We start from the raw sequence: 20530 nt of genomic DNA, 5'->3' as shown, positions 1-20530 counted from the left end.
GCTCACAGCGCACCACCCTCAAGCGCACCGGCGACCCGCGTCCGCGCGAGATACGCCGAGGCGCTCTGGAGCTCCCCGGCCAGGGACTCCACGGTCGCCGCCATGTTCTGCGTGGCCTGCACCTTGAAGGTGTCGATCGCGTCGAGCGTCTTGTAGATCTGCGCGAAGGCCGTCCGCAGCGTCTGCGCGCCCACCGCCGGATCGGCCGCGATCCGCTGGATCTCACCGCTCTGTGTGGACAGCATCTCCGCATTGCCCCGGATCAGGTCCTCGGTGGTGCCCTTCAAGGCGTTGACCTGCTCGATCACCGTGCGCTGGTTGTCGAGGGCCGAGGCCAGCATCACGGCGATCCGCAGCGCCGAGACGGTGGTGGTGGCGGCCCGGTCGACGCCCTTGATGAGCTCGTCGTTGTTGCGCCGGACCACGTCCATCGCCAGGTACCCCTGCGCGCACACGGCCAGCTGCGTCAGCAGGTCCTGGTGCTTCTGCCGGACCGGGAAGAGCACGTCCGCGCGCATCGCGTCGGCCGCCTGCGGGTCGGCGTACTGCGCCTGCGCTATCCGCTGCTCGACGGCGATGTCGAGGGCCTCGGTGAGCACGGCGTACTCCTGGAGCTTGCCCATGGTCTCCCACAGGCGCGAGCGCTCGGTGTGCAGGGCCGCGTTGTCGCGGCGCAGCTCGTCCTGGCCGCCGCGCAGCGCGCCCACGATCCTGTTGAGGGTGGCCTGCGAGGAGGCGTACGTGGCCACGTGGTCGCGGAACTTGTTGCCGCCCGGCAGCTTCGCGAGCAGCTTGCGGGCCCCCTTGGCCGGCGCGTCCCGGGGGTCGAGGTCCTCGACGGTGCGGCGCAGTTCGACGAGGGAGCCGGCCACGCGGGCCTGGGCGTCGCCCCCGCCGTCGGAGCCGAGGGAGCGTACGGCCCGCTCCAGCATCCGGTTGGACTGCTGGGCGGCGGTGCGGATGTCGGCCGAGCCGAGGCCCGTGATCTCGCCGATGCGCTGCGCGAACTCGGGGGAGCGGACGTCGATCGCCGCGAGCGAGCCGACGTACTCCCCGGCCCGGCGGGCCATCTCCTCGCGCACGCCGTCCTGGAGCGGGACCAGGCCGGAGGCCTGCTCGCGTCGGACGGGGGCGACGGGCTCGGGAGCGTTGAGGACGAGAGGTGCGTCCCCGGATTCGGGAGGTGTCAGTGTCATGGTGTGACCCCCTCACCCTTGGCGCGCTGGGCCAGCGCCATCAGGATCTTGACGGTGGGTGTGCCGACCTGGCGGATGCCGGTCAGGCCCGGGTTGAGATAGGCGGCGTGCGGGGCGGTCGCGGCCGTGAACTCGGGCACGCCGTCCTGCGGGCGGAACCCGCGGAGCACGGCCAGTTCGCGCAGTCTCGGATCGGTGGCGAGGAGGGTGCCCAGCTCCTTCGCCCCGTCGCTCAGCGGGACGAAGGTGTGCGCCGTGTTGACGGTGGTGTCCGGGTAGAGCACCACCATGTCGCCCGGATCCTGCTTCTGGAGCAGCAGGGAGGCCACCTGGGACTCGTACACCAGGATCAGCGGTTCGCCGCTGCCGCTGATGAAGGCCCGGAACGGGTCCTCGGTGCTCTGTTCCAGGGCGCCCTGGACGGAGATCAGCTTGCGCATCAGCGGCGCGGTGCGCTCGATCCCGGCGTCGTCGGCGACCACGCTGTTGCCGTTCGCGACGTTGGAGGTGGCGGCCAGGAAGAGGGCGCCGGAGTTGGAGGATGCCGGGTCGGTGGTCTTGATGAACACCGTGCCGGTCAGCTCCGCGTGGGCGGAGGCGCCGGACAGTTGCTGCCAGGTCCGGTCCTCGGCGGCGGCCTTGAGGAAGGGGCCCATGAGCAGGGTCCCGGAATTCTTGCCGGTCATCTTGGCGAGGCCGTTGTCGGCCAGCACCTCGGCGGCGCCCGGGCGGGCGATGACGACGAGCGGGGAGAAGAAGGGCTTGGTCTCCTGGGCCCCCTTGACCCCGGCGGCCGCCGCGACCTCCTTGGCGGGTTCACTGCTGCTGGGGAAGGCGAAGTCGAATTCCTTCAGGGCGAGTTGGTCCATCGCCCAGGAGCCCGAGGTCTCCGTCTTCACGGTGTAGCCCTTGGCGGCAAGGGCCTGGACGACGTCAGGGTCGCGGAAGAATTCGGACTTCTCCGAGCCGATGACGCCACGCACGGTCTTCGTTGCCGTGGATTCTGGGTGATCCTGCCCCTGGAAGGCGACGACGGAGATCACGCCGCCGATCAGGAGGAGGCCCAGGACGATTCCTAGGATGCGTCTCACGGGTGCAGCGTGCTCGCGGAAACCCACATTCCGCGCGGAGTTGAGTGAACGTCGGGTGTCCAGGCGGTCCCACTTCGAAATGCTGTGTGAGCCCGTGGGTGCTGGTGGGCGGGGCGGTGGCCCGGGAGGATCGGGGCATGGGCGTGAGCGCGTTGAAGTGGCAGGGCTGGCTGGTCGGCCTGGTGACGCTGGCCGGGCTGTTGGTGTTCGCCCCGCTGGGCCTGTACGTGTGGGCGAGCGGCGGCGAACCGCCCGGGGCGCCGCCTCGGGCGGCGGTGGAGGACGTACGGGTCACCGGATGCCGAATCGATCCGGCGAGCCGGCGGGTGGTGGCCGCGGTGGAGGCGACGGGCCGCTCCGAGGGCCCCGGCGCGTACGTCGTCACGGTGGAGTTCCGCGACGGAGCCGAACCGGACCCCGGCCGGCGGGCCCCCCAGTCGCTGGTGAAGATCCCCGGCGTGGCCCCGGGCGGGACCGAGTACGGGGAGGCGGTCGGCCCGGTGTGGCCGGTGGCGACGGTGCCGTGGTGCGGCGTCGCGGGCGCGGAGTTCACGCCGCGGACGCCGTAGCCCCGGGGAGCGTCGCCACCGGTCCCACCGGTCCCACCGGCCTCACGTCACTCAGCCGTTGTTGTTGACCTTGATGACGACGGTGCCGCACACCTTGTCGGCGAAGGTCTGCTTCTTCGCGTCCCACAGCGGCCACAGGTAGCCGATGTAGCAGGCGGCGCCGTCGAGGAAGTGGGCCAGCTTGCGGACGAACGCCATGCCGAAGCCCAGCGTGGCGCCGTCGGCCTCCTTGTGCAGGCTGATGCCGAGCACCTTCTTGCCGGTCGACTGACCGGTCTTGCCCTCCTTGTAGAGCTGGAAGAAGGCCATGCCGATGGCGTACAGCATGCCGACGAGGCTGAGCACGCCGGCGACCACGGACTCGCTGCTACCGGTGGCGGCGGAGATTCCCATCAGCGCGTACATCGGACCCGCGATGATCAGCAGGTCGAGCAGGTACGCACCCACGCGCAGGCCCCAGTGGGCCAGCGGCGGCATTCCGGCGCCCGGCATGCCCGGCATGCCCGGCATCCCCGGCTGCGGGTACGCGCCGTAGGGCGGCGGGGTCTGCTGCTGGGGGTAGCCGTACTGGGGAGCCGCGCCCTGAGGCGGCTGCTGCGGGTAGCCGTACTGCGGGGGCACGCCCTGAGGGGCCTGCTGCGGGTAGCCGGGCTGGCCCTGCGGGGGCTGCTGGCCGTAGGGGTTGTTCGGGTCGCCGAAGCTCATGGCGGAATCTCTCCAGGGTGCTGAAACGGGGACGAAGCGGAGTGGAGGAGATCGACCATGTGAGCGGCCTCCCCCCGTGCTGCCGCGATCTTTCAGCCCTCATCGTGTTCGGAGCACCGGATTCTGTCCAGTTTCCGCTGCCCGGCCACGGGCTGCGGGGCGTCCCCAGGGGCCCGAACCGCCGGGGTACGGCGCAGGGCTATGGCGCCCGGTCCGGAGCCTCCGCGGCCCCGGACCGGGGCCGTCTAGAGGGCGCCGGCCAGGTCCAGGGACTTCAGGGCGGCGGCGTGCGCGTCCATGCGCTCGGCGGCGAGGATCGCCACGGTGGTGTCGGCGCGGGACGCGGCGACGAGGAGCGCGCGGGCGGCGAGGTCGTGCGCGCGCTGGTGCAGCGCGGCGGAGTCCGCGGCAGTGGCGGAGCCCTGCGGATCCCGGGCGGGCTGCGCTTGGCGCAGCCGCGCCACCTGGGCGGCGATCTCGGCGGCGGCCTCGTCGAGCCCGAGCTCGTCGGTGACGGCGAGCAGGGCCGCGAGGTGGCCGGCGAGCTGGATGTCCAGGGCTTCGCCGCGGCTGCTGTGCGGGTAGTCGGCCCGGTTGCCGCCCATGCGGTGGACGACCGACTTGGTGCGGATCGGCTCGTACATGAGGTGGCCTCCTGCGTGGTCAGGAGACCATCCTACATTGGATTGGTTCTAAAGTTGAGCTGGATCCTGTTGCCGCTCGGTCGTGTCGGGGGTGGTCGCGTCTCGTCCCGCCCTACAGCTGGCTGTACCCGTCGAGGAAGTTCCCGATCCGCGTCACGGCGTCGGCCAGGTCCTTGGCGTTCGGCAGGGTCACGATCCGGAAGTGGTCGGGCTCGGGCCAGTTGAAGCCCGTACCGTGCACGACCATGATCTTTTCCGCCCGCAGCAGGTCGAGGACCATCTGCCGGTCGTCCTTGATCTTGTAGACGGACGGGTCCAGGCGCGGGAAGGCGTACAGCGCGCCCTTCGGCTTCACACAGGTGACGCCCGGGATCTGGGTGAGCAGGTCGTACGCGACGTTGCGCTGCTCCAGGATCCGCCCGCCGGGCAGGACCAGGTCCACGATCGACTGCCGGCCGCCGAGCGCGGTGGCCACGGCGTACTGCGAGGGCATGTTCGCGCACAGGCGCATGTTCGCGAGGATCGTGAGGCCCTCGATGTAGCAGGAGGCGTGCTTCTTCGGGCCGCAGACCGCCATCCAGCCGGCCCGGTAGCCGGCGACGCGGTAGTTCTTCGAGAGCCCGTTGAAGGTCAGCGTCAGCAGGTCCGGGGCGATGGCGGCGGTGTTGTGGTGCACGGCGCCGTCGTAGAGGATCCGGTCGTAGATCTCGTCCGAACAGACGACCAGGTTGTGGCGGCGCGCGATGTCCGTCAGCCCGCGCAGCATCTCCTCGTCGTAGACGGCGCCGGTCGGGTTGTTCGGGTTGATGATCACGATCGCCTTGGTGCGGTCGGTGACCTTGCGCTCGATGTCGGCGAGGTCCGGCATCCAGTCGGCCTGCTCGTCACAGCGGTAGTGCACGGCCGTGCCGCCGGCGAGGGAGACGGCAGCGGTCCACAGCGGGTAGTCCGGCGCCGGGACCAGCACCTCGTCACCGTCGTCGAGCAGTGCCTGCATCGACATCTGGATCAGCTCGGAGACGCCGTTGCCGAGGTAGATGTCCTCGACGCCCAGGTCGATGCCCTTGGTCTGGTAGTGCTGCATGACCGCGCGGCGCGCCGAGAGCAGGCCCTTCGCGTCACCGTAACCGTGGGCGGAGCCCAGGTTGCGGAGCATGTCCTCAAGGATCTCCGGCGGACAGTCGAACCCGAAGGCCGCGGGGTTGCCCGTGTTGAGCTTGAGGATGCGATGACCTGCTGCTTCGAGCCGCATCGCCTCTTCGAGCACGGGGCCGCGGATCTCGTAGCAGACATTGGCGAGTTTCGTTGACTGGATCACCTGCATGACGGGAGCTTACGGGCCCGCGTGCGGGCTTGACGTGCCTTTTCGAAGAGAAACTCGAAGAGCGAAATGTCCCATTTCGGGCAATGGGGGGATGGTGGAGCGGTCCCCCCTTGGAATGAGGGGCCGGCGCCGCGTTCCGGCCTGCGGAATGGGTGGGGCGGGGCGTGCGGAAGTGCCGGGTGTTGCGCTCGTCACCTCGGGGGATGCGGGGACTGAACGTGCACGCTGAGTGCACGGGCCGAATACAGGGGCTGAGTACGCCGGCTGAGTACGCGCACTCATGCGGCGGGCCGTTCCTCCGGGGAGGCTGGGTCCATGAACCAGAGCGAGTGGAAGCCGGCGGACTACCGGCGCCGGACCGAACGGGTCGGCACCGTGATCGTGGCCGTGGCGGGCGTCCTCGTCGCGGCAGGGGCGATCTTCATGGGGCTGCTCCTGCTGGTGTTCCTGAACAGCGGCAACTGAGGGGCGCGTGCAGTGGAGTTCCCAGTCGGTGACATGGCGATCACCGCGATCGGCACGGATGGCGACGACCGGGCGATCGAGTTCCTCGTCAGGCCGGAAGGGGCCGCACGGGAAGGGCGCTTCGCGATCTTCCGCGAACACGATCAGGGCTGGGAGGCGGCCCGCCTCACCATCGACCCGGATGCGGGGAGCGTCCCGGTGGCCGCGATCGAATGGGCGGTGGAGTTCGCCCGCGAGTACCTCTGAGGCGACGGGGATGTCAGTGGTTTCCCATACGTTGGGGACGTGAAGGCGCTCAGGATCATCGGCGGGGATGCGACGAGCCCGCAGGCCAAGGGGCCCAAGATCATCGCTCATGTCTGCAACGACCTCGGGGGGTGGGGGAAGGGTTTCGTGCTGGCCGTATCGAAGCGGTGGCCCGAGCCGGAGGTCGCGTACCGGGCCTGGCATCGGGGGCGCAGTGGGAACGACTTCGGGCTGGGCGCCGTGCAGGTGGTGCGGGTGAAGCCCGACGTGTGGGTGGCCAACATGGTCGGCCAGCGCGGCATGCGCACCGGGAGCGGGGGGCCGCCGATCCGCTACGACGCCGTGGAGCGTTGCCTCGCCGCGCTGGCCGAGCATGCCGTCGAGCTGGGTGCCAGCGTCCACATGCCGCGCATCGGGTGTGGGCTGGCGGGTGGCAACTGGTCGCGCATCGAGCCGCTGATCACCGACGCGTTGTGCGCGCGCGACGTGGCGGTGACCGTCTACGACCATGCGTGAGTCGCATGCGGTCGGTCCGCCGCACACGTCGGCGTGCTCGAAAGGGAACGGTGCCGGGCGCAGCTCGGCACCGTTCCCACGAGTGCGGTGCGGCAGAGCGATGCAACAGCTGTTCAGGACCAGTGGTCCTGGCGCTCCAGGATCACCAGTGGGATCTCGCGGGGCCGGGCCGCCACCTGGTCGTCCTCGAAGGGGGGCCACAGGGCCGTCATCATGTCCCAGTACGTCTCCCGCTCCACCGGCGTGGCCGTGTGTGCCTCGGCCTTGAAGGAGGCGGCGCCGACCTGGAGGCGGACCTCCGGGTGGGCGCTGAGGTTCCGGTACCAGCGGGGGTGGTCCGGGGCGCCGTAGGCGGCGGCCAGGACGACGAAGCGGCCCGCGTCCTCGCCGTAGATCAGCGGGGTGCGGACGGTGCGGCCGGTGGTGCGGTCGACCGTGGTGAGCAGGAGGGTGGGGACTCCGTGCCAGAGGTGGCCGTCGGCGCCCGCGGTGGTGACGTACGCGCGGACGTGGTCGAGGCGTGGGCCGGGTCGTGGGTCCGTGGGGTGGTCCCAGTCGACGTCGAGTGCGTGCATTTACCTGTCCTTAGGGTTGCGGCCCCCTGGCGGCTAACGAGCATGAACGATTCTGGATGCGCCCCGCCCGTAGCGCACGCGCATAGGTCTGGACCAAGCTCGTCGCATGGATCTGGAGCTGAGGCACCTCAAGATCGTCAGGGCCGTCGCCGACGCCGGGAGCCTGACCCGGGCCGCCACCGCGCTCGGCCTCGCGCAGCCCGCGCTCAGTACGCAGCTGAAGCGGATCGAGCGTGCGCTGGGCGGGTTGCTGTTCGTACGGGGGCGGGAGGGCGTACGCGCCACCGCCCTCGGGGAACTGGTGCTGGAGCGGGCGAGGGTCCTGCTGCCCGCGGTGTGCGAGTTGCAGGAGGAGGCTCTGCGGTTCGCGCGGCAGGGGGCGCAGGGGTACCGGCTCGGCGGGACGCACGGGCCGTTGCTCGGGGGGCTCGTGGACCGGCTCGCCCAGGAGGAACCGGGCATGCCCGTGACCACGTACACCTCTTGGTCCGAGAAGGAGGTCGCCGGTTGCGTCGCCGACGGGCGCCTGGACTTCGCGCTGGTCGGGGTCTGCGGGGAGAGCGCGCCGCCCGAGCCGGGGCGCCTCGCCTGGATGGAGGTGGCGCGGGATCCCGTACACGTGATGCTGGCCGAGGACCATCCGCTGGCCGTGGCTCCGCGGGGGGAGATCGAGCTGGCCGAGCTGGCCGCCGAGGCGTGGACGGACGTACCGGGGGACGGGTGCTTCGGCGACTGCTTCGCCGCGGCGTGTGTGCGGGCGGGGTTCACGCCGGCCTGCGTGTACGAGACCGACACCGCCTCCTGTGTGCACCTGGTGCAGGTGGGGCGGGCGGTCGGGCTGTGCCGGGCGACCTTTCCGGCGACCCCGGGGGTGGTGACGCGGCCGCTGGCCGGGACTCCGCTGGTGTGGCGGCACCTGCTGGGGTGGCATCCCGCGGGGCGGGCGGGGGGTCGGGCGGCGGAGGTGCTGGCGCATGCGAGGGGTGCGCATGCGCGGGCGCTTGCCGGGGCGTCGGGTCTGCCGGTGCGGGTGGCTTCGCCGGAGGGGGCGTAGACAGCCCGCCCGTGTGCTCCCGTCTGTCGGAGCCCGCCTGCGGCGCCGCTTCCCAGGGCTCCGCCCCGGACCCCGCGCCTCAAACGCCGGCGGGGCTGGAAGATCGGGGCTCCGCCCCGGGCCCCGCGCCTCAAACGCCGGCGGGGCTGGATTGTGGCCGGGCTGGATGAGCGGGGCTTCGCCCCGGGCCCCGCGCCTCAAGCGCCGGCGGGGCTGGATTGTGGCCGGGCTGGATGAGCGGGGCTCCGCCCCGGACCCCGCGCCTCAAACGCCGGCGGGGCTGGATTGTGGCCCTGGACGTCGAAGGCACGCGCGGGCGGCTCCGCCCCGGGGGCCGGGGCGGAGCCGGTGGTAGTGGCCGGGGCGCGTTCAGGCTGCTCTAGGGCAGGAAGCGCTCGATGACCTGCGGGCCCTCCCTCTCGATCAGCTTGCGCGCCTCCTCGACCCGCTCCGGAGTCGGGTCGTGGCCGGTCACCATCACGAGGTCCTCGGGGTCGTACGGTCGTTCCCCGCCCGTGAAGAGCTGGTCCGACCGGGTGGGCTGCTCGTCGGGTTCACTGACCATCGCGTACCTCCTATGGTTTTCCCTTTGCCCCATCCTCCGGCCGCCGCCCCATGAACGCACCTCGGCCGCCGCGGACCCGCGGCCATAACACCGGGGGAGGGGCCAACTGGCAGCTCCCGCCCGCCGGTTCGGATTTCTACGGTTTCCGCAGACCCCCACCGGAAACCGAGGAGATCCCCCATGCTCAAGCGACACGCCCGCGCGGCGTGTACCGCCCTGGCCGCCGCCGGGCTGCTGCTGGCCGGGACGAGCGGCGCCACCGCCGACTCCGACCCCGCTCCCGCCGCCCCCTCGGCCGCGACCACCCTGCGCACCGCCGACGTCCCGCCCGAGCTGCTCGCCGCCGTGCAGCGCGACCTGGGCCTGACCCCCGCACAGGCCAAGGCCCGCCTGGCCCACGAGGCCGAGGCGGGGGCGACCGCCGCCCGGCTGCGGGTGCGGCTCGGCGCCGCCTTCGCCGGGGCCTGGGTGGACGGGGCCGATGCCTCCACCCTCACCGTGGCCACCACCCGCGCCGCCGACACCGCCGCGATACGGGCCGCCGGGGCCGAGGCGAAGCTGGTCACCCGGACCCTGGCCGACCTGGACACCGCCAGGGCCGCGCTGGACCGGGCCGCCGGTCCCGCGACCCCGGTGCGGTACGTGGACCCGCGTTCCAACACCCTGGTCGTCGAGGAGACCGAGGCGGGGGCGGCAGCCGGGCTGCTGGCCGCCACCGGGACCGACGCCGCCCTGGTCACGGTGGTCCGCACGGCCGAGGCCCCGCGCCCGCTGTACGACCTGCGCGGGGGCGACGCGTACTACATGAACGGCAGCGGCCGCTGCTCCGTGGGCTTCCCCGTCACCAAGGGAGCGGTCAACGGTTTCGCCACGGCCGGGCACTGCGGCCGTCCCGGGACCACGACCAGCGGCTTCAACCAGGTCGCGCAGGGGTCCTTCCAGGCCTCGGTCTTCCCCGGCAACGACATGGCCTGGGTGGCCGCGAACACCCAGTGGACCTCGACCCCGTACGTGAAGGGCAGCGGCGGCGCGAACGTGCAGGTCACGGGCTCGGTGCTGCAGCCGGTCGGGGCCTCGGTATGCCGTTCCGGTTCGACCACCGGCTGGCACTGCGGCACGATCCAGCAGCACAACACCAGCGTCACCTACCCCGAGGGCACCATCTCCGGCGTGACCCGTACGACGGTCTGCGCCGAGCCCGGCGACTCGGGCGGCTCCTACATCTCGGGGAGCCAGGCCCAGGGCGTCACCTCGGGCGGCTCCGGCAACTGCTCCAGCGGCGGGACCACCTTCTTCCAGCCGCTGAACCCGATCCTGTCGGCGTACGGACTGACCCTCAAGGTCAGCGGCAGCGACCCGGGCCCCGGCGAGCCCGAGCCCGGCGGCACCTGGAAGGCGGGCACCGTCTACGCGGCCGGCTCCACCGTCACCTACGGGGGCGCGACCTACCGGTGCATCCAGGGGCACCAGGCGCAGACGGGCTGGGAGCCGCCGAACGTCCCCGCGCTCTGGCAGCGGCTGTAACGGATGCAGCGGGTGTAGAGGCTGTCGCGGCTGTACGCCGTGGGACAGGGGGTGCCGTGGCTGCCAAGGGGGAGTCACGGCGCCTCCGCGTGCAGCAGTCCAGCAGTCCAGCAGTCCAGCAGTCCAGCAGTCCAGTAATGCGGCGTGGGCCGTACGGATCAGAGCGTCAGCGTGGCCGTGGACAGCGTGCCGAGGACGGTCAGCAGCCCGCAGATGCCCAGGTTCACGGACCTGTGCTCCCAGAAGACCGCGACGAACTCGCGGATGGTGGCACTCGGCCAGTAGTACTTCGCCGTGGGCGAGCCCAGCACCTGCCCGTTGACCCCGGTCTTGCGGGCGAGCATCGCGGCACGGAAGGCGTGGAAGTTGTTGGTGACCACCACGCACCGGTAGGCCGGGTCCTGCGCCGTCATGATCTCGCGGCAGAAGCGCATGTTCTCCTCGGTCGTGGTGGAACGGTCCTCCAGCGCCACGTGCTCCGCCGGCACGCCCCGCGCGATCAGCCAGTCCGCCATCGCCCGCGCCTCGGCGACCTTCTCGTCCGACCCCTTGCCGCCCGAGGTGAGCAGCACCGGCGGCCGGCCGCCGCGGGCCAGCTGGGCCTCGTAGATCTCCTGTCCCTTGCGCAGGCGCGAGGCCAGCAGCGGCGGGACCCGGTCCCCGCCGATCAGGCCCGAGCCCAGCATGACCACGTGGTCGACGTCGCCGCGCACCTTGATCCGCCCGTAGAGGAAGGCGTAGCCGAGGAAGCACAGGAAGACGAAGGAGACGTACCCGACGACCAGGACGAGCGTTCCCACGAGGCCGCCGAGGACGGGGGAGCCGGACAGGCCGACGACGAGCAGCAGCGCGATCATCGCGAAGATCCCGAGCCCCGCGAGCATCGAGAGCAGGTTCGGCGGGCGGCGGCCCTCCTTGCGGATCATGGTCACGCCGTTGGCGATGAGGAAGACGCCCAGGGCCAGGGTGCCGAGCGTGGGGACGGCGAAGACGCCCAGCACGAGGGGCAGTTCCGCCCAGCGCGGCAGCCCGTCCAGCTGGAGGAGCAGGGCGAACGAGAGAGTGATGAAGGTCAGTCCGAACAGCACGGCGTTACGGAAGCGGCGGCGGTCTTCTCGGGCACTTATGCAGAGGGCGAGGAAAAACAGGGCGGCGACGGCGAAGGCGACCATGCCGGCCATCGTAAGTGCGGGAACCTGCACCCCAGATGTGCCTGTGTCAGGTGCGCCCGTGTCAGGTGCGCCCATGGCAGGCGCGTTCATGTCAGGTGTGGCGGCCAAGGTGTGGCGGCCAAGGTGTGACGGTCAGGCGTGCGGCGGCCGCGCGTGGTCGCCGCGGCGCACCGAACGTCCGGCGAGCACGTCCGTCCGGCGCCCGTCGCGCATCACGAAACGCCCGTCGATCAGGACGTGCGGGATGCCGGTGGGCAGCGCCCGCGGCTGCTCGTACGTGGACCCGGCCGCGACCGTGTCGGGGTCGAAGAGGACGAGATCGGCGCGGTGGCCCGCGCGGACCACGCCCCGGTCCGGCAGGCGCAGCCGCGCCGCGGGGCGCCCGGCCAGGTGCGCCACGCACTCCTCCAGCGAGAGCAGGCCGAGCTCGCGGACGTAGTGGCCGAGGTAGTGCGGGAAGGTGCCGTAGGCGCGCGGGTGCGGCTTCGCGCCCTGGAGGATGCCGTCGGAGCCGCCGGTGTGGGTGCGGTGGCGCATGATGGCCCGGACGTTCTCCTCGTGCCCCACGTGCTGGAGGACCGTCGGCGCGAGCCGGTCGGCCAGCAGGAGCCGGCGGGCGGTGTCCCAGCCGTCCATGCGCGTGCCCACGTGGGCGGCGAGGGCGGGATCGGTGACGCCCGAGATCTCGATCGTCGACCAGTCGACGGGGACCCCGTGGCAGCCGTCCGCGCCCTCCACCTCCAGCGCGTGGCGGATCCGCTCGGCCTCGGTGTCGTCGCGCAGCCGGGTCAGGACCGCCTCCGGGCCGCCCTCGTTCGCCCAACTGGGCAGGAGGGCGACCAGCGTCGTGCAGCCGGGGGTGTACGGGTAGCTGTCGAGGGTGATGTCGGCGCCCTCGGCCAGGGCCGTGTCGAGCAGGGCGAGGAGCTCGGGGGCCCGGCCCTCGTTCTCGCCGAAGTTCATGGTGGCGTGCGCGAGGTGCAGGGCGCAGCCGGCCTCGCGGGTCAGCCCGACCATCTCGGCGTAAGCGGCCAGCGCGCCGCGGCCGTACGAGCGGTGGTGCGGGCAGTAGTAGCCGCCGAACCGGGCCACGACCCGGCACAGCTCGGTGAGTTCGGCGCCGGAGGCGTACATGCCGGGGGTGTAGGTGAGGCCGGAGGACATGCCGACGGCGCCCTGGGCAAGGCCGTCGGCGACGAGCCGGCGCATCCGGTCCAGCTCGGCCCCGGTCGCGGGCCGGTCGTCCCAGCCGAGGACGTACGCGCGGACCGTGCCCTGGGGGACGAGGTACGCGGCGTTGACCGCGATGCCGTGACCGCCGTGGGCCCGGTCCAGCCGGTCGAGGTACTCGCCGACCGTGCGCCAGTCGAAGTCGATGTCGTCCCCGGAGCCGTTCCAGCCGGCGATGGCGGCCCGCACCTCGGTGAGGGTCCGCTCGTCGGCGGGCGCGTACGACAGGCCGTCCTGGCCGAGGACTTCGAGGGTCACGCCCTGCGCGGCCTTCGCGCTGTGGTCCGGGTCGCGGAGCAGGGCGAGGTCGCTGTGGGCGTGCATGTCGACGAAGCCGGGGGCGAGGGCGAGGCCGTGGACGTCGAGGGTCTCGCGGCCCCCGGAGAGCGAGCCGATCTCGGCGATCCGGCCCTCGTGGACGCCGACGTCGGCGGTGTACGAGGGCCCGCCCGTGCCGTCGACGACGCGGGCGCCCCGCAGGACGAGGTCCATGTCAGAAGAATCAGAAGAAGGTGCGGACGTAGTCGGTGACGGTGCCGTCGGCCTCCACGACCGGGATCAGCGGCCACTTCTCGAAGATCGTGCACGGGTGGGACATGCCGAGGGCCACCCAGTCGCCCACCTGGACGTCGTCGGCCGAGTCGGTCTCCAGCCAGGCGTGCTGGTCGGACAGTTTGACGACGCGCACGCCGGTGGCCGGGCGCTCGTCGCCGGTGAGGGCGTCGCGGACCAGTTCGGCCTCGGGCAGGCCCAGGTCGTAGGCGATGTCGCGCTTGCCCGCGTTGACGAAGGCCTGGGTGGGGGAGGGGCGGGAGACGACCTGGGTCCACAGGCGGAAGGCGGGGCGCAGGCCGCCCTCTTCGGGGTGGCGGTTGAAGGGGGTGAGGCGGGTGTACCAGCCGTGGTCGTGGGAGACGTACGCGCCGGAGCGGAGCAGCTTGAGGACGGGCCGGGAGAGCTCGGGCAGTTCGGCGAAGACGTCGGCGACGGCGTCGAACCAGGCGGAGCCGCCGGCGCTGACGACGATCTCCTCGACGTCGGCGGCGAACCGGCCCCCCTTGTCGAACTCGACGGCGAGGGAGGTCAGCCGGCGCAGGTACGCGTGGACGCGGTCGGGGTCGGCGTCGGGGACCTCGGCCTCGTAGCCGCCGACGCCGACGAGGCGCAGGGTGTCGGTGGCGGCGACGGCGTCGGCGACGGCGCGGCAGTCGTCCTCGGTGCGGGCCCCGGTACGGGCGCCCTCGCCGGCGCCCAGCTCGATGACGACGTCGATGCGCGCGGCCAGGTCCTGGAGGGCCCGGTCCATGAGCTGGACCCCGCGCACGGAGTCGACGTAGCAGACGAAGCGGAAGCCGGGGTCGGCGGCGAGTTCGCCGGCGATCCAGCGCAGGGCGGCGGGATCGACGAGCTCGTTGGCGAGGAAGATCCGCTGGATGCCGAAGGCGCGGTAGACGCGGGCCTGGTGGGGGACGGCGGCGGTGATGCCCCACGCACCGTGCTCCAGCTGGCGGCGGAAGAGCTGGGGGGACATGCAGGTCTTGCCGTGCGGTGCGAAGGCGAGGTCGTGGCGGGCGGCGTAGGTGCCGAGGGCGGCGAGGTTGTGCTCCAGCGCGTCCGCGTCGAGGGTCAGGACGGGGGTGGTGAAGCCGCCGGTGTGGAGGTCGCGCCGCTGGGCGGCGAGCTGCCCGACGGTGAGGCCGGACGTCTGGGCGTCCGGGGGGAGACCCTTGAACCGGTGGTCGACCGGCTCGTCGGCGAGGTCCTTGACGGGGTCGCTGGCCATTCGGGTGCCTCCCGGGGATTGCGTTGCGTTGAGCGCAACGGTCGTTGCGTATGCCGCTGCATGCTGTCTAACATCCGGATGACGGCGGGTCAACGCGCGGCAGGCTGAACATCCAGCCCCGCCGGCGTTTGAGGCGCGGGTCCGGGCAGCGCCCGGTGCGCCGGCGGAGCCGGTGGTCGTAGTGACCGTACGAGAGGACGAGGGATGAGCCAGTCCGTGGAGCGGGCGCTCGGGATCCTGCCGTTGCTCGCCCAGGGCCCGGCCGGCCTCGGCCAGGTCGCCGAGGAACTCGGCGTGCACAAGAGCACCGCGCTCCGCCTCCTCCGCACCCTGCACGAGCGCGGCTTCGTCTACCGCCAGCCCGACGGCCGCTACCGCCTCGGCGCGCAGATCTTCGCGCTCGCCGCCGAGGCCATCGAGAACCTGGACGTCCGGGAGGTCGCGCACCCCCACCTCGTCGAGCTGAACCAGGCCACCGGGCACACCGTCCACCTCGCCCTCCACCAGGACGACGAGGTCGTGTACGTCGACAAGGTCGACAGCCGTTACCCGGTCCGCATGTACTCCCGCATCGGCAAGCCCGTACCCCTCACGGTCGCCGCCGTCGCCAAGCTGCTGCTCGCCGACCTCCCCGAGGCCGAACGCCGCGCCCTCGCCCACCGGATCGAGTACCCCCGCTACACCGCCCGCTCCACCCCGGACGCCGTGGCCTTCCTCCGTGAGCTGGAGCTCGTACGGGAACAGGGCTGGGCCACCGACCTCGGCGGGCACGAGGAGTCCGTCAACTGCCTCGGCGCGCCCGTGCACGGGCCGGACGGGCGGGTCGTCGCCGCGCTGTCCGTCTCCGCGCCCGGTGTGGTCGTCCCGGCCGAGGGGCTCCTCGAACTGCTGCCGCTGGTACTCCGTACCGCCGCCGCCATCAGCCAGGACTATTCAGGAGCAGGAGCACAGGAGATAACGTGACCGCAAGCATCGGGAAGACCGCCATCACACCCGCCGCCCACACCGCCCCGCCCGCGAAGTTCTCGCACGGCGTGCGCAAGGGGAACATCCTCCAGGTCGCCGGCCAGGTCGGCTTCCTCCCGCTCGTCGACGGGCGGCCGCCGACCCCCGCCGGGCCGACGCTGCGCGAGCAGACCCTCCAGACGCTGGAGAACGTCCGCTCCGTCCTGGAGGCCGGTGGCGCGAGCTGGGACGACGTGATGATGATCCGCGTCTATCTGACCGACACCGGGCACTTCGCCGAGATGAACGAGCTCTACGACGCCTACTTCGAGGAGCAGGGCCTGAAGGAGGTCCCCGCCGCCCGCACCACCGTGTACGTCGGCCTGCCGGCCGGGCTGCTCGTGGAGATCGACGCCCTCGCCGTCCTGGGCTGATCCGAACGGGAAGACGCGGATGGGGCGCCCCCCTGGCGGCGGGGCGCCCCGTTCGTACGGTCGCTACGCGGTGCAGTACTGGGCTTCCTTGCCGATCGACCGGTACATGCAGTCCGCGTTCTCCAGCAGCTGGAGCACCGCGTCCTTGTTGCGCGCGGTCTCGCGGTCGATCACCTCGTCCGGCGGGTAGAAGCCGCCGCCGCCGCTCTCCGGGTACATCTCGAAGGTGTAGGAGAAGATCTTCTGGTTGCCCCACAGCCAGTCGTCGATCGTCCCGTCCGTGATGTAGAGGTCGCTCGCCTGCTCCGGCGTGTAGCCGTTGCTCGACGCCATGTTCGTGCCGATCTTCTTGTAGACGGCGAGGTCGTCGGCGGTCAGGCCCGGGGCGGTGTCGTTGTAGGTGTAGCCGAAGGGCCACAGCACGAGCTCGCTGTACGTGTGGAAGTCGATGGCGGCCTTGATCTGCTGCTTGCCGCCGATCACCCGGCTGCGTACGAAGTCCGAGACGGCCTTCACCTCGGGCGCCGACTCGGCGGCCGGGCCCCGGTAGGTCTCGGAGCTCTTGCTGCTGCTGGAGCCGCCGCAGCAGCCCCACTTGTAGCCCCAGTTCCGGTTCTCGTCCGTACCGACGTAGGAGGAACCGGAGTTCGGCTGGCGGTTCTTGCGCCAGGAGCGGTAGGAGCCGGTGGCGATGTCGTACTCGCCGCCGTCCGGGTTGAGGTCCGGGATGATCCAGATCTCGCGGCCGTTGACCGCGTTCGCGACCCGGGAGTCGGTGCCGTACTTGGAGGTGAACTCCTTGAGCAGGTACAGGGCCATCTCGACGGTCAGGTGCTCGCGCGCGTGCTGGTGGTGGGTGAAGAGCACCTCGGGCTCGGCCTCGTCCGTCCCGACGTTGTCGCTGATCTTGATGGCGAGGAGGTCACGGCCCTGGTACGACTTTCCGATCACCCGCTTGCTCGCGATCGCGGGGTACTGCGCGACGAGCTGGTTGATCTCCGCGGTGGCCTCGGCGTAGTTGTGGTACTTCGAGTCCGCCGAGGGGAAGTCCATCGGGCTGGCCGCGATGCCGGGCAGCGAGCGGTCCGGAGGTCCGGGCAGGGCGGTCAGCTGGTAGCCGAGCGCCTTGAGCTTCTTGGCCTGCATGGTGTCGGCGCTGACCACGACCGTGTGGTCGTCCACCTCGTCGATCGAGACGCCCGTACGGAGCAGGGCGGTGCGGTCGGTGGCGGTGGAGGGGCCGTGGATCCGGTACTGGACGATGGCCTCGTCCTGGGTGGCGGTGGACGGGGTGGGCGGTGGTGACGCCGTCGCGCTCATGCCGTAGGCGGGTGCGCCCAGCGCGAGCGCCAGGAGGGCCGCCGTGAGGGCGACCCTTCGGCGGGTATGGAGCCGCATGCGTTCTCCTGGGTGGGAGTGTGGGGGTAGCCGTGCGGATGCGCACAGCGTGCTCTTATGGCATGACCCGGTCAAGGATCAGGATTCGGCCACCCCCACACGTACCGCCTACGGGAGGCCGTGGACCTTCGGACCCACCGCGTTGGACCAAGTGCTACCCGCCTTGGCGTCCCAGTTGGTTGACCAGGTCATCGCACCGCGCAGACCGGGGTAGGTCCTCGACGGCTTGAAGGAACCGCAGTTCGTGCCCCGGGTCAGGCAGTCCAGGGCGTTGTTGACGACGGTCGGGGAGACGTAGCCGCTGCCCGCGCCACTGGGGGAGGCCGGGACGCCGATGCCCACCTGGGAGGGGTCGAGGCCGCCCTCCAGCTGGATGCAGGCCAGTGCGGTGAGGAAGTCCACCGATCCCTGGGAGTAGACCTTGCCGTCGCAGCCGTTCATCGAGCCGCTGTTGTAGTACTGCATGTTGACGACGGTGAGGATGTCCTTGATGTTGAGCGCCGTCTTGAAGTAGCCGCCCTGCGTGGACTGCATGTCGATCGTCTGCGGGGCCATGGTGATGACCAGCGAGGGGCCCGCCTTCGCGGACAGCGAGCGCAGCGCCTGCGTCATGTAGGTGGGATTCAGGCCGTTCTCCAGGTCGATGTCGATCCCGGTGAAGCCGTACTCCTGCATCAGGGCGTACGCCGAGTTCGCCAGGTTGTTCGCGGAGGCCGAGTCGTTGACCGAGATGGTCCCCTTCTCGCCCCCGATGGAGAGGATGACCGAGGTGCCGGCGGCCTTCTTCGTGGCGATGTCGGCCTTGAACTGGGCGACGGTGTAGCCGCCGAGGCCGGCCGAGTCGAGGGTGAAGGTGATGGCGCCGGGCGTGGCGGTGGCGTCGGCGAAGGAGACGGCGATGATGTCGTACTGCGCGGAGACGTCGGAGATCCTCTGCACGGTCGCGCCGTTGTCGAAGTTCTGCCAGTAGCCGGTCAGCGCGTGCTTGGGGACGGCCGGGCCGGGGCCGGGGCCCGGACCGGCGCCGGTCGTGGTGCCGGTCACTGGCGCGGACTTGGGGCCCTCGCCCGCCGCGTTGTAGGCGCTCACCTGGAAGGTGTACGAGGTCGCGGCCGTCAGCCCGGTGACCTGGGTGGAGGCGGCGCCGCCGGTCACGGTCCCGACGCGGACGCCGTCCTGGTACACGTAGTAGCCGGTGGCCGTGCCGACCGCGTTCCACGAAAGGGTGAGCGCGCTGGCGCTCTGGCCGGAAACGGCGGTCCCGGCGGGGGCGCCGGGGAGGGTCGGGCCGGGGTCCGGGTCACCGCCGCCGTCCGGTCCGAAGACGCTGAACTCGTCGACGACGTAGGCGGGCTGGCCGTACCAGCCGTGCGTGTAGACGGTGACCTGCGTGGTGCCCGGGCCGGTGGTGAAGGTGGTGGAGAGCTTCTGCCAGCCGGCGCCGGAGCCGGGGGTCCAGGTGGACACGTCCTGGGTGCCGGTCCCGGTCGCGCCGAGGTACACGTAGCTGCCCTGGACCTGGGTGCTCAGCGTGTACGTCGAGTTCGGCTTGACCGTGACGGTCTGGCTGCAACGGGCGTTGTCCTGACCCGCCGGGGTGGCCCGGAGCGCGCCGGCTCCGGCGTGGACGGGAGAGGAGACGGAGGCGCCGCTTCCGCCGGTGCAGGACCAGTGGGCGAGGCCCGACTCGAAGCCGCCGTTGCGGGCGACGTTGACGTCCGCGGCCTGTGCGGTACCGGTGGTGAGGGCGGTCAGTGCGCCTGCGGTGAGGGTGGCGGCGCCCAGCAGGGCGAGGGAGCGTATGCGGTTCACGTGGGCTCCGGTGGGGGGAGGAAGGTGGAGGCGGGGGCAAGTGGGGTGCCCCCGGCCCAAGTTGGTCCAGACCAATCTCCGTGTCAAGGTTCTTTGCGATGTGGCTTGAACTGGTCGACCCGGCGATCCTTGTTGTCCGGGTTTCCCGCCACCTGTGACGGGTGCTGCCCGGACGGGAATCGGCAAGCACCTGCCCCGCCAGGGGTGACGCGGATATGGTGCTGGGGCAAGGGGGAAGAGCGCCGGTCGTTTGCGGTCGCGCAGTCCGGGGCGCACGGGTGAACGTGGGGGAACGGGGGATTCGCGTGCCGACCGCCATCGCTGTCACCAGTGCCGATCTGGTACTTCCGGCCCCTGACCGGCATACGCCCGGAGCCGCCGTGCTGCACCCGCCCGAGCAGCTCGACCTGGAGGCCGCGCTCGCTGGGACCAGCGCCCTGCTGGAACGGCACGGCCACCTCGTGGCCCTCGTACCGCCCTGGCTTCCGCGCACCACCGTCCAGCGGCTGCACACCGTACGGGCCATCCTGGAAACCGACCGGATCGCACTCCTCGGCATCGACCTGCCGCCGCTGGGCACGGCCCTGCTCGTCCGTCAGCTGCGCCAGCTCAGCGTCTGCGACTTCAGCCCCGGAATCATCGCCTCCGCGGCCCGGCTGCTGTCCCACTACATCTACGCGGGCGCGCTGCTGGGCTCGGTCACCAAACTCGACCGGGTCAGGGTCCCGGTGGGGCTCACGGCGCACGCCAGGTCCTGGTCGCCGAGCGCGCAGTTCGCCGTACTGGCCCACCCGACGCCGCACCTGGCCAAACTGGGGTCTTCCGGCGGGGCGGGGAGCGGGGCGGGGAGCCGGTCGAAGGGCGGGGCGCACGGCGGGCCGCGGGGCGGACCCGGGGTCCTGCCCGCCGGACCCGGGGTCGTGCCCGCCGGTCCCGGGGTCGTGCCCGCAGGGCCCGGATTCGCCACGCACCTCACCTTCGCCCGCGGCCAGCTCACCTCCGACTGGGTCACGGCCGAACTGGCCCCCGCCTGGCAGGTGCAGGGCGTCATGGAGAATCCGCTGCCGGCCGCTTCGCCCGGCTGGTGGGGCACGCCGAAGCTCGTCGAGTTCGCCGCCGGCATCCCGGACCTGTCCGTGCTCTACCAGCTGGTCGCCTCGGTCCGCCGGGAGGAGTGCCGCTGGTGCGGCCTCGAACTCATCGGCGACCGCTGCGGATTCTGCGCGGCACCGCTCACCGCACCGCTCAACGATGAAGAAAGAACGGCGAGGTAGCCAGCCCC

At 71.7% G+C, this 20530-nt stretch carries 21 protein-coding genes; 9 read left to right on the top strand and 12 right to left on the bottom strand.

Features of this window, described 5'->3' with window-relative positions; genetic code table 11:
• Nucleotides 1-2 precede the first annotated feature (2 nt).
• Both ACZ4TV_RS26360 and ACZ4TV_RS26355 read right to left on the bottom strand, forming a co-directional pair.
• Nucleotides 3-1196: a toxic anion resistance protein gene (locus ACZ4TV_RS26360; protein ID WP_468137407.1), complete on the bottom strand. Its 1194-nt coding sequence runs from the start codon at nucleotides 1194-1196 to the stop codon at nucleotides 3-5.
• Entirely contained in the window at nucleotides 1193-2287 is a 1095-nt protein-coding gene (locus ACZ4TV_RS26355) for a hypothetical protein (protein WP_468137406.1), read from the bottom strand. Before ACZ4TV_RS26355 ends, ACZ4TV_RS26360 begins: the two co-directional genes overlap by 4 nt.
• A 143-nt stretch (nucleotides 2288-2430) precedes the next feature.
• On the opposite strand from ACZ4TV_RS26355, the gene ACZ4TV_RS26350 reads away from it, so the two are divergent.
• Entirely contained in the window at nucleotides 2431-2856 is a 426-nt protein-coding gene (locus ACZ4TV_RS26350; RefSeq protein ID WP_468137404.1) for a hypothetical protein, read from the top strand.
• A 51-nt stretch (nucleotides 2857-2907) separates the two neighbouring features.
• Here the strand turns inward: ACZ4TV_RS26350 and ACZ4TV_RS26345 are convergent, their stop codons facing one another.
• The 3 genes from ACZ4TV_RS26345 to ACZ4TV_RS26335 form a co-directional block, all read right to left on the bottom strand.
• Nucleotides 2908-3561, bottom strand: a complete 654-nt coding sequence (locus ACZ4TV_RS26345; RefSeq protein ID WP_468137403.1) for an RDD family protein — start codon at nucleotides 3559-3561, stop codon at nucleotides 2908-2910.
• Nucleotides 3562-3806: 245 nt separating this feature from the next.
• The gene (locus ACZ4TV_RS26340; protein ID WP_468137402.1) at nucleotides 3807-4205 is read right to left on the bottom strand and encodes an SCO4983 family protein; all 399 of its coding nucleotides are present in this window, start codon (nucleotides 4203-4205) and stop codon (nucleotides 3807-3809) included.
• A gap of 112 nt (nucleotides 4206-4317) precedes the next feature.
• Nucleotides 4318-5529 (bottom strand): pyridoxal phosphate-dependent aminotransferase, encoded by a 1212-nt coding sequence (locus ACZ4TV_RS26335; protein WP_468137401.1) that lies wholly within the window; start codon nucleotides 5527-5529, stop codon nucleotides 4318-4320.
• 315 nt (nucleotides 5530-5844) lie between these two features.
• Between ACZ4TV_RS26335 and ACZ4TV_RS26330 the strand changes: the two genes are divergently transcribed.
• From ACZ4TV_RS26330 to ACZ4TV_RS26320, 3 genes are read left to right on the top strand one after another with little or no spacing between them, the layout of a single operon-like run.
• The gene (locus ACZ4TV_RS26330) at nucleotides 5845-5994 is read left to right on the top strand and encodes a hypothetical protein (RefSeq protein ID WP_468137400.1); all 150 of its coding nucleotides are present in this window, start codon (nucleotides 5845-5847) and stop codon (nucleotides 5992-5994) included.
• A 12-nt stretch (nucleotides 5995-6006) separates the two neighbouring features.
• Entirely contained in the window at nucleotides 6007-6240 is a 234-nt protein-coding gene (locus ACZ4TV_RS26325) for a hypothetical protein (RefSeq protein WP_468137398.1), read from the top strand.
• A gap of 39 nt (nucleotides 6241-6279) precedes the next feature.
• On the top strand, nucleotides 6280-6756 hold the full coding sequence (locus ACZ4TV_RS26320) for a macro domain-containing protein (protein ID WP_468137397.1): 477 nt from the start codon (nucleotides 6280-6282) through the stop codon (nucleotides 6754-6756).
• A gap of 113 nt (nucleotides 6757-6869) precedes the next feature.
• Here ACZ4TV_RS26320 and ACZ4TV_RS26315 read toward each other — a convergent pair whose 3' ends face one another.
• The gene (locus ACZ4TV_RS26315; protein WP_468137396.1) at nucleotides 6870-7331 is read right to left on the bottom strand and encodes a nitroreductase/quinone reductase family protein; all 462 of its coding nucleotides are present in this window, start codon (nucleotides 7329-7331) and stop codon (nucleotides 6870-6872) included.
• A gap of 106 nt (nucleotides 7332-7437) precedes the next feature.
• On the opposite strand from ACZ4TV_RS26315, the gene ACZ4TV_RS26310 reads away from it, so the two are divergent.
• Nucleotides 7438-8385, top strand: a complete 948-nt coding sequence (locus ACZ4TV_RS26310) for a LysR family transcriptional regulator (RefSeq protein WP_468137395.1) — start codon at nucleotides 7438-7440, stop codon at nucleotides 8383-8385.
• Nucleotides 8386-8764: 379 nt separating this feature from the next.
• Here ACZ4TV_RS26310 and ACZ4TV_RS26305 read toward each other — a convergent pair whose 3' ends face one another.
• Nucleotides 8765-8950: a hypothetical protein gene (locus ACZ4TV_RS26305; protein ID WP_468137394.1), complete on the bottom strand. Its 186-nt coding sequence runs from the start codon at nucleotides 8948-8950 to the stop codon at nucleotides 8765-8767.
• A 180-nt stretch (nucleotides 8951-9130) separates the two neighbouring features.
• Here ACZ4TV_RS26305 and ACZ4TV_RS26300 point away from each other — a divergent pair, with 180 nt between their 5' ends.
• The gene (locus ACZ4TV_RS26300; RefSeq protein ID WP_468137393.1) at nucleotides 9131-10474 is read left to right on the top strand and encodes a carbohydrate-binding protein; all 1344 of its coding nucleotides are present in this window, start codon (nucleotides 9131-9133) and stop codon (nucleotides 10472-10474) included.
• A 158-nt stretch (nucleotides 10475-10632) separates the two neighbouring features.
• On the opposite strand, the gene ACZ4TV_RS26295 is transcribed toward ACZ4TV_RS26300, so the two are convergent.
• The 3 genes from ACZ4TV_RS26295 to ACZ4TV_RS26285 all read right to left on the bottom strand — a co-directional run bounded on the left by ACZ4TV_RS26295 (nucleotide 10633) and on the right by ACZ4TV_RS26285 (nucleotide 14659).
• Nucleotides 10633-11646 (bottom strand): YdcF family protein, encoded by a 1014-nt coding sequence (locus ACZ4TV_RS26295; protein WP_468137392.1) that lies wholly within the window; start codon nucleotides 11644-11646, stop codon nucleotides 10633-10635.
• A 132-nt stretch (nucleotides 11647-11778) separates the two neighbouring features.
• Nucleotides 11779-13368: an N-acyl-D-amino-acid deacylase family protein gene (locus ACZ4TV_RS26290; RefSeq protein ID WP_468137391.1), complete on the bottom strand. Its 1590-nt coding sequence runs from the start codon at nucleotides 13366-13368 to the stop codon at nucleotides 11779-11781.
• Nucleotides 13369-13378: 10 nt separating this feature from the next.
• Nucleotides 13379-14659, bottom strand: coding sequence for an amino acid deaminase (locus tag ACZ4TV_RS26285; protein WP_468137390.1), 1281 nt, complete (start codon nucleotides 14657-14659; stop codon nucleotides 13379-13381).
• A gap of 204 nt (nucleotides 14660-14863) precedes the next feature.
• On the opposite strand from ACZ4TV_RS26285, the gene ACZ4TV_RS26280 reads away from it, so the two are divergent.
• Complete coding sequence (locus ACZ4TV_RS26280) at nucleotides 14864-15622, top strand: IclR family transcriptional regulator (protein WP_468137388.1); 759 nt, start codon at nucleotides 14864-14866, stop codon at nucleotides 15620-15622.
• A complete protein-coding gene (locus tag ACZ4TV_RS26275) occupies nucleotides 15619-16038 on the top strand; it encodes a RidA family protein (RefSeq protein ID WP_468137387.1) in 420 nt (139 codons plus the stop codon). Before ACZ4TV_RS26280 ends, ACZ4TV_RS26275 begins: the two co-directional genes overlap by 4 nt.
• A 63-nt stretch (nucleotides 16039-16101) precedes the next feature.
• Here the strand turns inward: ACZ4TV_RS26275 and ACZ4TV_RS26270 are convergent, their stop codons facing one another.
• Nucleotides 16102-17436 carry a M14 family metallopeptidase gene (locus ACZ4TV_RS26270; protein ID WP_468137386.1) on the bottom strand — a complete coding sequence of 445 codons (1335 nt, stop codon included), beginning with the start codon at nucleotides 17434-17436 and terminating at the stop codon, nucleotides 16102-16104.
• A gap of 108 nt (nucleotides 17437-17544) precedes the next feature.
• A complete protein-coding gene (locus ACZ4TV_RS26265) occupies nucleotides 17545-19248 on the bottom strand; it encodes a chitinase (RefSeq protein ID WP_468137384.1) in 1704 nt (567 codons plus the stop codon).
• A 305-nt stretch (nucleotides 19249-19553) separates the two neighbouring features.
• Here ACZ4TV_RS26265 and ACZ4TV_RS26260 point away from each other — a divergent pair, with 305 nt between their 5' ends.
• A complete protein-coding gene (locus ACZ4TV_RS26260) occupies nucleotides 19554-20522 on the top strand; it encodes a hypothetical protein (protein ID WP_468137383.1) in 969 nt (322 codons plus the stop codon).
• Nucleotides 20523-20530 lie beyond the last annotated feature (8 nt).

It is taken from the genome of Streptomyces sp. NPDC028910 (assembly GCF_055564955.1).
Note: the sequence above shows the minus strand (reverse complement) of the source record. Positions and strands in the feature narration are given on the sequence as shown.